General features: G+C 35.6%; 10 protein-coding genes. 7 read left to right on the top strand and 3 right to left on the bottom strand.

The features are described from left to right. Positions 1–42: 42 nt before the first annotated feature. A complete protein-coding gene (locus tag Q9Q97_RS15470) occupies positions 43–492 on the bottom strand; it encodes a GNAT family N-acetyltransferase (protein ID WP_306158664.1) in 450 nt (149 codons plus the stop codon). Positions 493–746: 254 nt separating this feature from the next. Beyond that, entirely contained in the window at positions 747–1,520 is a 774-nt protein-coding gene (locus tag Q9Q97_RS15465) for a LexA family transcriptional regulator (protein ID WP_115889681.1), read from the bottom strand. An 84-nt stretch (positions 1,521–1,604) separates the two neighbouring features. Between Q9Q97_RS15465 and dinB the strand changes: the two genes are divergently transcribed. The 7 genes from dinB to Q9Q97_RS15430 all read left to right on the top strand — a co-directional run bounded on the left by dinB (position 1,605) and on the right by Q9Q97_RS15430 (position 10,225). Next, positions 1,605–2,786, top strand: coding sequence for a DNA polymerase IV (gene dinB / locus Q9Q97_RS15460; RefSeq protein WP_306158661.1), 1,182 nt, complete (start codon positions 1,605–1,607; stop codon positions 2,784–2,786). Next, entirely contained in the window at positions 2,786–5,839 is a 3,054-nt protein-coding gene (locus Q9Q97_RS15455; protein WP_306158659.1) for a DNA polymerase III subunit alpha, read from the top strand. The genes dinB and Q9Q97_RS15455 overlap by 1 nt, the downstream gene beginning before the upstream one ends. A gap of 164 nt (positions 5,840–6,003) precedes the next feature. Then, on the top strand, positions 6,004–7,383 hold the full coding sequence (locus tag Q9Q97_RS15450) for an exonuclease domain-containing protein (protein ID WP_306158657.1): 1,380 nt from the start codon (positions 6,004–6,006) through the stop codon (positions 7,381–7,383). Between the two features lie 243 nt (positions 7,384–7,626). Continuing rightward, a complete protein-coding gene (xth, locus tag Q9Q97_RS15445; RefSeq protein WP_306158655.1) occupies positions 7,627–8,403 on the top strand; it encodes an exodeoxyribonuclease III in 777 nt (258 codons plus the stop codon). 8 nt (positions 8,404–8,411) lie between these two features. After that, on the top strand, positions 8,412–9,038 hold the full coding sequence (locus Q9Q97_RS15440) for an alpha-ketoglutarate-dependent dioxygenase AlkB (RefSeq protein ID WP_306158653.1): 627 nt from the start codon (positions 8,412–8,414) through the stop codon (positions 9,036–9,038). Between the two features lie 160 nt (positions 9,039–9,198). After that, positions 9,199–9,660, top strand: coding sequence for a DUF1810 domain-containing protein (locus Q9Q97_RS15435; RefSeq protein ID WP_306158651.1), 462 nt, complete (start codon positions 9,199–9,201; stop codon positions 9,658–9,660). A 160-nt stretch (positions 9,661–9,820) separates the two neighbouring features. Next, on the top strand, positions 9,821–10,225 hold the full coding sequence (locus tag Q9Q97_RS15430; RefSeq protein WP_306158649.1) for an MFS transporter: 405 nt from the start codon (positions 9,821–9,823) through the stop codon (positions 10,223–10,225). 80 nt (positions 10,226–10,305) lie between these two features. Here Q9Q97_RS15430 and Q9Q97_RS15425 read toward each other — a convergent pair whose 3' ends face one another. Next, positions 10,306–11,715, bottom strand: coding sequence for an APC family permease (locus Q9Q97_RS15425; protein WP_306158647.1), 1,410 nt, complete (start codon positions 11,713–11,715; stop codon positions 10,306–10,308). Between the last annotated feature and the right edge of the window lie 120 nt (positions 11,716–11,835).

Here is an 11,835-nt window from a genome sequence, read left to right as displayed (position 1 = left end):
GATCAAGAAAAACGAAAAATAAAATAACTTTTGAATCTTTGTTTATAAATCCATCTCCATAATCGGCATAAATCTATTTTTAATTGAAGTTTCAAATTCTCCAATCTTTTTAAATCCTAATTTCTGATAGAATTTCTCTGCGTTTGGTTCAGAATCAAGAATGATTTTTTGGCATTTTTCATTTCGCATTCTTTCCAGAAAATCATTCATTAATAAAGTTCCGAATCCTTTTCCGATGTATTCTGGAAGAAGGAATAAGTTGTCCAATTTTACCTGATTATTTTCTTCTTTTAAATAAGAATAATATCCAATGATTTTATTTTCTTCAATTAAATTAAAAACAGGATTTTTTTTAATATAATCCTCCCTAATGATGAGATGTCTGTCCCAAGCTAAAATTTGCTCTTCAGAATATCCCCAAAATGCTTTTGATTTTTTGGTAATTTCGGTTAAGATTAAATGGTCTTCTGGTTTGGCTTTTTGGATGTTCATTTAAAAGATGCTTTTTAAAAGAGCCATCGGCTCGAATCATTTTGTAGGGCCGGATTTTAATCCGGTCAAAATCGATACGCAGAGAATTCGGAGAACCATAGGTTCGACACATATAAAAACGTCTAAATATGGATCGTTCCTACGGAACTTTTAAATTGACTGTCCAATTTTCAACGGATTAAAATCCGTTGCTACAATATAAATCATTCCTACGGAATTTTAAAATTGAAATTTGACATTGTAATTGATATTGCCTACGTATTCGAAGTATTATTCTTAATTTCCCTAACTTCTCGTTTCAATTCTAAAAGTAAATCTTTCATTGCCCCAGTTTCGGTCGTTTCTTGTTTTTTGTCTGAGCGTCCGATGTTGCATTCGTATTCCCATATTTCGAGAATATCAGAAGCTTTCACTTCATAATTCGGATAAAAACTATTATCGGATTCTAAAACCAAAGCGTTCTTTTTATTTTTATTCAGACGTTTGTAAACCATTCCTTCATTTTTAGTAATCAGGATATAGGTCTTTCCATCCATCACTTCTCCCAGTTTTTCTACATAACGTCCAATAATAATCGAACCATCTTCATGTGGAGGCATCGAGTCACCTTCAACGGGAAATCCGCGATGTTTTCCAGGTCCTAAAAACGGAAGCGTAATTTGCTGCAAACTTTCAATATATTCTGGATCGGCATAACCGTTTAGATATCCTGCTTTTGCTTTTTGAGATACAATTTCAATAAAATTTTCTCCAAAACTATCCACTTGAATTGGTAAAATAAGTCGATTGCCTTCGAGTTTTATCAAATTTTGCACATCAATTTTACGTATATCGACAGATAATATCAAGTCGATACTCATATGAAAATATAATGCAATCTTCTTTAGAATATCATACGGTGCTTCCGAAGTTCCGTCTTCGTATTTCACGTATCTTCCTCTTGTAATGCTAAGGTTTTCAGCTAATTTCTCCTGTGATATTTTATGCTTAACCCTTAACGCTCTGATGTTGTCTGAAAATAAGGACATAATAAATTTGTTATAATTTGGAACAGCAAATATACAAAAAATGTTATTATCTGTACTAATTTTGTTTCATACAAAAACAAGGAAATGGCAAGGGCAATTGTACATATGGATCTGGATACCTTTTTTGTATCCTGCGAACGACTCACAAATTCTGAACTTAACGGAATTCCGCTTATTATAGGCGGTGGTGATCGTGGCGTTGTAGCTTCTTGTTCTTATGAGGCCCGCAAATATGGAGTGCGTTCTGCAATGCCTATCGCAATGGCATTAAAACTTTGCCCACAAGCTAAAGTTATGAAAGGCGATATGGAATTGTATTCCCGATTATCGCATGATGTTACCGAAATTCTTCAAGAAAAAGCACCTGTTTTGGAAAAAGCGAGTGTCGATGAATTTTATCTGGATATTACCGGAATGGACCGTTTTCACGGAAGTTATAAATGGACAGATGAATTGGCGCAAAGAGTAATTAAAGAAACCGGATTGCCAATTAGTTTTTCTCTTTCTGTCAATAAAACTGTTTCTAAAATCGCAACAGGCGAAGGCAAACCGGTAGGAAATCTTGAAATTCCGGAACACAAAGTTCAGACTTTTTTAAATCCGCTTTCGATTCAGAAAATACCAATGGTCGGAACGGTAACTTTTCAGCTTTTGTCCCGAATCGGAGTTCGTAAAATTCAGACTTTAGCCGAAATGCCCGCCGAAGTTTTACAGCAAATGATTGGCAAAAATGGTCTAGATATCTGGAAAAAAGCAAACGGAATCGATCATACACCTGTTGAACCTTATAGCGAAAGAAAATCTATTTCGACCGAGCATACTTTTTCGCAAGACACCATTGATATTGCAAAACTAAAAAGAGTGCTTTTAGGAATGGTCGAGAAACTGGCTTTTCAACTTCGGTCAGAACAATGGTTAACTTCAACGGTTACGGTCAAAATTCGTTATGCCAATTTTGATACCGAAACCAAACAATGCCGTGTTGCGTATACTTCTGCAGATCATATACTGACTAAAAATGTAATGGAACTGTTCGAAAAAGTTTATCAGCGCCGTATGCGTCTTCGATTGATTGGCGTTCGCTTTAGCGGATTGGTGCGCGGTATGTACCAAATCGATCTTTTTGAAGATACTCAAGAAATGCTTTCGCTTTATGAAGCAATGGATAAAATGAAAAGCCGTTACGGTTTTGACGCTGTAATGCGCTGTGCCGGTGCTTCATTTAAACCAAATACTAAAGATGAAATTTTAAAACGTAAAAAATAATGTATCTCAATTGCCATTCTTATCATTCGCTTCGTTACGGCACAATTCCTCTTAAAGAATTGGTTGCTCTGGCTGTTGCGTGTGGTGTAAAAGCAATGGCGCTCACAGATATTAATACCGTAACGGGGATTTATGATTTTATAAAATTATGCGGAGAAAAAGACATTAAACCTCTTATCGGAATGGAATTTCGCTGTAATCATCAACTGCGATATATTGGTTTGGCGAAAAATGCGGATGGTTTAGGAGAAATGAATCGCTTTTTAACAGACCATAATTTCAGCGGAGAAACTTTGCCTTTGCAAGCGCCCGAATTTAAATCGGCTTTTGTGATTTACACGTTAGAAAATGCTCCAGAAATCCTTCATAAAAATGAATTTATCGGTGTTCGCCCAGAAGAAGTTACAGGGCTTTTGACTTCAAAACATAAAAATAAAATCTCCAAAATGGTGGTTTTACAGCCTGTAACTTTTTCATCCAAAAAAGAATACAATTTGCATAAAGTTTTGCGTGCAATTGATACCAATATTATTTTATCGAAACTCACAGAAGCTGATTTTTGCAAAACTTCGGATTTTATGGTTCCGACAGAATCTCTTATCCCTTTCTATGAAAATTATCCTGAGATTTTAGTCAATACACAAAAGATTATTGATGATTGTAATTTCGAATATGATTTTTCAATTAAAAGAAATAAAAAATTCTACACTGAAAGTCGTCAGAAAGATATAGAAATGCTAACAGAATTAGCAGAAAAAGGTTTTGAATGGCGTTACGGAAAAGAAAATACAATCGCCAGAAAACGTGTCGAAAAAGAATTAAAAGTTATTGACGAATTGGAATTCAGCGGTTATTTTTTAATCACTTGGGACATTATTCAATACAGCAACAGCTTAGGTTTTATGCACATCGGTCGCGGAAGCGGTGCCAACAGCATTATTGCCTATTGCCTCGGAATTACAGATATATGTCCTATCGAACTCGATTTGTATTTTGAACGTTTTTTAAATCTTAATCGTAAAAGTCCACCCGATTTTGATATTGACTGGAGCTGGCAGGAACGTGATGTAATTCTGAAATATATCTTTGAAAAATACGGTAAAGGCCATGTGGCTTTCTGCGGAACTAATGTGGAATTTAAATACCGTTCTATTTTCAGAGAAGTCGGAAAAGTGTTTGGTCTTCCAAAAGAAGAATTAGATGTTTTAGCCAAAAATCCAGAAGAACTTCATCCAACAAATAAAATTGTTCGAATGGTTCAAGAGTATGGCAATATGATGGGAAAATATCCCAACCAGCGTAGTATGCACGCCTGTGGAATTATTATTTCTGAAGAACCAATTACCAATTATACGCCACTAGAAATGCCACCAAAAGGTTTTCCAATTGTACTTTTTGACATGCATACTGCCGAAGAAATTGGTTTCGATAAATTCGACATCCTAAGTCAGCGGGGAATTGGACATATTGATGACAGCGTAAAACTGATTCAGAAAAACCGTGGTATAAAAATCGATATTCGAGATACAAAAATTTCTAAAGATGAAGCTTTGTGTAATGTTCATTTAGCACAAGGAAAAACAATTGGCTGTTTTTATATAGAAAGTCCCGCAATGCGCGGTTTACTGCGTCGTTTGAATTGTGATAATTATAAAGTTCTCGTGGCGGCTTCGTCTATCATTCGTCCCGGAGTAGCACAATCGGGAATGATGAAAGAATATATTTTCAGGCATAATAATCCCAATCAGTTTGAATATTTTCATGAAGTTTTTAGAGATCAGCTTGGTGAAACTTACGGAATTATGGTCTATCAGGAAGATGTGATTAAAATTGCTCAATACTATGGCGGGCTTCCCGCTGCAGATGGAGATATTCTACGTCGCGCTATGTCTGGAAAAGGACGTTCTCTAGAAGCTTTACAAAAAGTAAAGAATAATTTCTTTGCCAGCTGTGCTCAAAAAGGGCATCCACTTACACTAAGTCAGGAAATTTATCGCCAGATTGAATCTTTTGCTGGATATTCTTTTTGTAAAGCGCACTCGGCTTCGTATGCCGTTGAGAGTTATCAGAGTTTGTTTTTGAAAGTGTATTATCCTGTCGAATTTATGACAGCGGTAATCAACAACCAAGGCGGATTTTACAGAACTGAGGTTTATGTACACGAAGCAAGAATGTCGGGAGGTACAGTTCATAACCCGTGTGTGAATAAAAGTGAATATCAAACCACTTTGTACGGAACTGATATTTATCTCGGTTTTATGCATTTGCAGAGTTTAGAATCTAAAATTGCACATTTAATTGAATCGGAAAGAAACGAAAACGGCGATTATCTTTCTTTGGAAGATTTCATTAATCGAATTCCGATCGGAATTGAAGGCATTAAAATCCTGATTTTTATTGGCGCTTTCCGCTTTACAGGAAAAACTAAAAATCAGCTTTTGGTCGTTGCAAGTTTGCTTTTGAACAATTATAAACCCGAAAACAGAAATTTAAAATTGTTGCAGGAACCTGCTAAAGAATTTAAGCTTCCCGTTTTGGAACGTTCTATTTTTGAAGATGCTTTTGACGAAATCGAATTGTTGAGTTTTCCCGTTTCCTGTACTGTTTTTGATATTTTACAAACTAAACATCGTGGCGATATTATGGCAAAAGATTTAGTAAAATATCATAAAAAGCAAGTAAGAATGCTGGCGTATCTGATTTCGAGAAAACACGTTCCAACCAAAAAAGGTGCAATGTATTTTGGAACTTGGATCGATCATGAAGGGACTTATTTTGATACGGCACATTTTCCTGATTCTTTAGAAAAAAATCCTTTTCAGGGCGGAGGATGTTATCTTTTGTTAGGAAACGTCGAAGTCGATTACCATTTTCCAACAATTACAATTATTAAAATGGCAAAAATGCCTTTTATTCCAGATCCGCGGTATATGGATTCTAAAGATCAGTATAGAACGCAAAGCCAGATTAAAGAAGATGTGAGTATGACAAATAGACAACCATATCCGCAGGCACATGAAATTAATATGCCGCGACACCGAATGAAGTTTTAAATTTCTTTCAAAGCGAAAAAATTGCTCGCAAAGACGCGAAGGCGCAAAGTTTTATTTTTAAGACTTAAAGAGAAAAAAACTTTGCGACTCTGCGACTTTGCGAGATTAAAAAAGCTTTATAAAAAATTAAATAACAGAAATAGAACATTTTACGTTATATACAAATGAAGAAGCAAGAATATGCCATAGTCGATATTGAAACCACAGGCGGTAATGCCAGTGGAAGCCGTATTACAGAAATTGCCATTATTATTCATGATGGTATAAATGTGCTGGATCGTTACGAAACACTTGTTAATCCTGAACAGGACATTCCTCCTGCTATTTTTGGATTGACGGGAATTAATAACGAAATGGTGGCTCATGCACCGATCTTTGATGATATTTCAGAAAAAGTGCTCGAAATGCTGACTGATCGTGTTTTTGTTGCGCACAATGTCAATTTCGATTATTCGTTTGTCCGTCATCAGCTGGAACAAGCGGGATTTAAGTGGACAGCGAGAAAACTCTGTACTGTGCGCGCCGCCCGAAAAATAAAACCCGGATTAGGCTCCTATAGCTTAGGAAATCTTTGCAATTCTTTAAATATATCTTTAGAAAACAGGCACCGTGCTGGCGGAGATGCTGATGCTACCGCTCTTTTATTTTCTCTTTTATTAGAATGGGACGATGCTGGAGAAATTGATAAAATGATCAAGAAAACAGCTCAAGATCAGCGTTTGCCTCCTAACCTTCCTCCTGAAGATTTTAATGAATTGCCCGAAAAACCTGGAGTTTATTATTTTTATAATCAGGCAAAAAAAGTGATTTATGTGGGTAAGGCCATTAATCTAAAAAAACGCGTTACATCGCATTTTACAGGAAATAATATCAAACCTCAACGGCAGCATTTTTTAAGAGATATTCACGGAATTTCCTTCGAAATCTGTGCTACAGAACTCATGGCACTTCTTTTAGAATGCACCGAAATCAAAAAACTTTGGCCGACTTACAACAGAGCTTTAAAACGTTTTGAAGGCAAATTTGGCATTTATCAATACGAAGCTCGAAATGGCTACAAATATCTCGCAATTGGGAAAATGAGCAAATTTCAGACTTGCATTCATGAATTTAATAACCAGCACACTGGTATTCATCTTTTGCGAAATTTGGCAGAGCAATTTCAAATCGATCATCGTTTTTGTAAATATTCAAGACCTGAAGAAGGTGAATTTTTCTATAACCATGAAATAAAAGAATTACCAGACCCAATACTTCATAATGAACAAGTAGACAATGCAATTGATTTTTTAATAAATAACAGACCCACTTTTGCAATCATAGACAAAGGACGATCTGCAGACGAGAGAAGCTGTATTTGGATTGAAAATGGCCGTTTTCACGGAATGGGCTATATCCCGAGAGATGTAGCGATTAATGATCCCGAAGATGTAAAAAGTTATGTTACACTTTACAAAAGCAATCAATATATCGAGCAGTTAATTTTTGCTTTCGCCGAAAAATATCCAGGTAAAGTATTCTTTAACAAGCACTTTTTAAAGTAAATAAGAAATTATATAAGATTTAAAATTTGAAAAAGCTGTAAATTTAATCATAGAACATTTTAACACATAGAAACATAGATTTTGATTACGATTAGAGATTAGCCAAAAGAAACTCGTTTCTAACACATAGTCCGAGCTATGTGAATTTAAATAAGTGAAACGCCTTTTTTAAGCTTCAAAAAACTCTGTTTCTATGTGTTTAAAATCTGTGCGGAGCGTTTAAGACAACTAATTAAATCTACTATGAAAATAGCGACATATAACGTAAACGGAGTCAATGGAAGGCTGAATGTTTTATTGCGATGGCTCGAAGAAACCAAACCTGATATTGTGTGCCTGCAGGAATTAAAAGCGCCACAGGACAAATTTCCAATAAAAGCCATTAACGACGCAGGATACAATGCTATTTGGCACGGGCAAAAACAATGGAACGGCGTTGCAATCTTAGCTCGAAATATGGAAATTGAAGAAATAACCCGCATACTTCCTGGAGATGAAGACGATGTACAAAGCCGTTATGCAGAAGCTTTGATTGACGGAATTGTAATTGCTTGTCTGTACCTCCCAAATGGAAATCCAGCTCCGGGGCCAAAATTAGAATACAAAATGAAATGGTTTGATCGTCTGGCGCATCGGGCTGAAACGTTATTGAATTTAAAAGTTCCCGTGATATTGGTTGGCGATTACAATGTTATGCCGACAGAATTAGATGTTTATAAACCTGAAAAATGGGTAAAAGACGCGCTTTTTTTACCAGAAGTCAGAAAGGCTTTTGCAGCCATTGTTGCTCAGGGATGGACAGATGCGATTCGGACATTGTATCCTAATGAAAAGATTTATACGTTTTGGGATTATTTCAGAAATGCTTATCAGCGAGATGCCGGACTTCGAATTGATCATTTTTTATTGAGTCCGCAAATTGCTAAAATGTTGCGTTCGGGCGGAGTTGACCGTCATGTGCGCGGTTGGGAAAAAACGAGTGATCACGCGCCTGTTTGGATTGAAATTGACAAAAAATAAATAGAATCATGACATTATTTAACGACACCGAATTGTTTACAACAGGTTTGGGAGGAAAAAAAATATTTGACATCCCAGATTCTGAATTGATTTTAATTGATAATTTCTTCTCCAAAGAAGAGTCTGACAGTTTTTATGAAAGAATACTCCGCAAAACCAAATGGAGAGAACATCAAATGGAGATTTATGATAAAACCTATACCGTTCCTAGAATGATAGCTTGGTACGAAGACAAAGATAATGTTGGAGCAGACCCCAAAGGACCAGATTGGACTTATGAATTATTAAAAATAAGAGGCCGTGTCGAAAAAGAAACGCAACTTGATTTTAATACCGTTCTGCTTAATTTATATCGAGACGGAAATGATGGCGTGGGCTGGCATAGCGACAAAGAGCATAATACAGGACCAAATCCGATTATTGCTTCTGTAACTTTTGGAGAAACTAGAATGTTCAGACTTCGTCATAAATACAGCAAAGAAATTCCGCAAATCGAAATTCCGCTGCATCATGGATCTTTTTTATTAATGGCAGGAACAACTAATAGTTTTTGGCAACATCAAGTTCCAAAAACTGCTCGAGATGTTTTGCCGAGGATCAATCTTACCTTTAGAAGAACCAATCGAAATCTTTGATTTTTATAGAATTGAAACTCCAAAAGAAGCATTTTTTATAAAAACAGACGTAAGATATTACTTGCTCTAAAAGTTAAAACATGCACTGTATGAACGTTTTATTAGGCAAAACCTATCTTTTTTACTATTTTTGCAACCTTTTTTTAAATACAATACCGTAATGGCTTATTCGAACAATGATTTAGCGCGTTTCTTAGACGCACAGAACAAACTTTATCTTACTGCTCTTTCTGAAATCAGCAAAGGGAAAAAAGAAACACATTGGATGTGGTTTATTTTTCCGCAAATAAAAGGCTTAGGAAAAAGCGATACTGCAAATCTTTATGCCATTAATGATTTAAAAGAAGCTACTGATTACTTGGAACATCCTATCTTAGGAAAACATTTAATTGAAATTTCAGAATTATTATTAACCTTTAAAATGAAATCGGCTGACGGGATTTTTGGAGATTTAGATGCTCGAAAATTACGCTCTTGCATGACTTTGTTTTCTTTGGTAGAAAATGCAAATCCGGTATTTCAGGAAATTCTAGATGCATTCTTCTCTGGAGAAACCGATCCGCTTACTTTGTCTATTATTAATTCAACTATAAAATCTGTTGATGAACCGGTTGTATTATAACCCGAGTTTACAGCGATTATTTACATTTAAAAGACACTAATTTTAGTGTCTTTTTTTTGTTGGAAGAATATGCACTTGAATAAAATCTAAACAGTAAAATATTCATTTAAAAAGAATTAACCTTAACTTGCATATTATCAACCTCAAATCACACCCAATCATGACCGAAAAAATCAAAACTTTACAAATTATCCATCTTGCCATTTGTGCAGGAGCCATTATCGCTTATTACATTATGGGAGATCTTTCTTTAGAAAAACTGAATATTCCTGTTATCGATTCAAATTCAATACTATATCTTGCCATTCCAGTTCTGGCTTTTGTTTTAAGCAGTATATTATTTAAAGCACAATTAAAACAGATAGATCCGAAATTAAAACTCGAAGATAAACTGCCTGTTTACCAAGCTGCTTCGATTATGCGATGGGCGGTTCTAGAAGGTGCCGCTTTTTTGATCTTATTTGTAAAGCCAGAATTTATAATCTTCGGAATACTTATCCTCATTTATCTTCTTTTTCTAAGACCTACAGAAGAAAGAATTATTAATGATTTATCTGATCGTTAAACTACGAAGCATAAAAAAAGCATCTTGAGAGAACAAGATGCTTTTTTTATGAAATAGCTTTTCAGTCTAAACCAAAAATATTATTCGCTAGGTTTTGTTAAATAATAAACTGGAATTCCAGTTAACATAATTAATACTCCCCACCCGCAAGTTGAGAATTTTGTAATTAATAACGAAATACAAATCGCTGATGCTACAATAATATACACCATTGGCAAAAATGGATAACCAAATGCTTTATAAGGTCTTTCTGCATCTGGCATCTTTTTTCTTAGAATAAAAATTCCGTAGATAGTCAGGATGTAGAAAATCAATACAATTATAATTACGAAGTCCAGCAAATCGCCATATTTTCCTGTCAGACATAAAGCCGAAGCCCAAATACACTGTGCCCAAAGTGCCCATGCAGGAACACTCGAACTATTTAAAACAGCTGCTTTTTTGAAAAACAAACCGTCTTTTGCCATCGTATAATATACTCTTGCACCCGCCATAATTAGCCCGTTGTTGCAGGCAAAAGTCGAAATCATAATCATAATTGCAATAATCAATGCTCCAATATTTCCGAAAATATAATCGGAAGCAACTACTGCAACACGATCAAACTTTGCTGTTGCCATTTCGTCAAACGGAATTACAGCCAAATACATCAAGTTTGTCAAAACATAAATACAAGTCACGATAAAAGTTCCCAGAAACAAACTAAGACCTACATTTCGTTTCGGATTTTTAATTTCACCTGCAATAAAAGTCACACCATTCCAAGCATCACTCGAAAATAATGAACCAACCATAGCTGCCGAAATTCCAGAAATCAAGGCCGTACCACTAATAGGCAGCCATGAACCACTTTCTTTGTCAAATGTTCTTGTGCTCCATCCGTCTGCCCAGTTTGCATCCCAAATAGAAGCTTTCGCGGCAAGCGCTAATCCAAAAATGACTAATCCGAGGAGCGATAAAATTTTGATTATAGTTAAAACGGTCTGCAGAATTTTCCCGTTTTTGACACCGCGACTGTTGATAAAAGTCAGTATGATAATCGTAAGGATCGAAACCAATTGAGCTGCATTTAGTTTAAAAGCGCCTAACTCGTAAAGAATGTTTTCGTCACTTAACGGCTCATATAAATAAGCCGCAAATTTAGAAAAAGCCACTCCTACAGCCGCAATTGTTCCAGTCTGAATAACCGCAAAAAAACTCCAGCCGTACAAAAAGGCAATCAGTTTGTTGTAGGCTTCTTTTAGGTAAACATATTGTCCTCCAGCTTTAGGAAACATTGCGCTCAACTCGCCATAACTAACGGCTGCGACAACAGTAATAAATCCAGACAAAAGCCAGATCAATGTAAGCCATCCTGCCGACCCTACTTGTCGGGCAATATCTGCACTTACAATAAATATCCCGGATCCGATCATAGAGCCAACCACAAGCATGGTTCCGTCTAAGAGCCCGAGTTCTCTTTTAAAATGTTCTTGGTCGTTTTCTTGCATTTTTATTGGTTTAGGTTGGCTAAAGATATACTTTTTTCTGAAATCTTAATCTTCAAATTATAATTTCTATAAATCCTTAAAAAAGAGATTTTTTTCAGCAGGAAATTCTAAAATTAATAA

This window comes from Flavobacterium sp. DG2-3 (genome assembly GCF_030730925.1).
GTDB lineage: Bacteria > Bacteroidota > Bacteroidia > Flavobacteriales > Flavobacteriaceae > Flavobacterium.
This window is presented reverse-complemented; position numbering and strand designations above follow the sequence as displayed.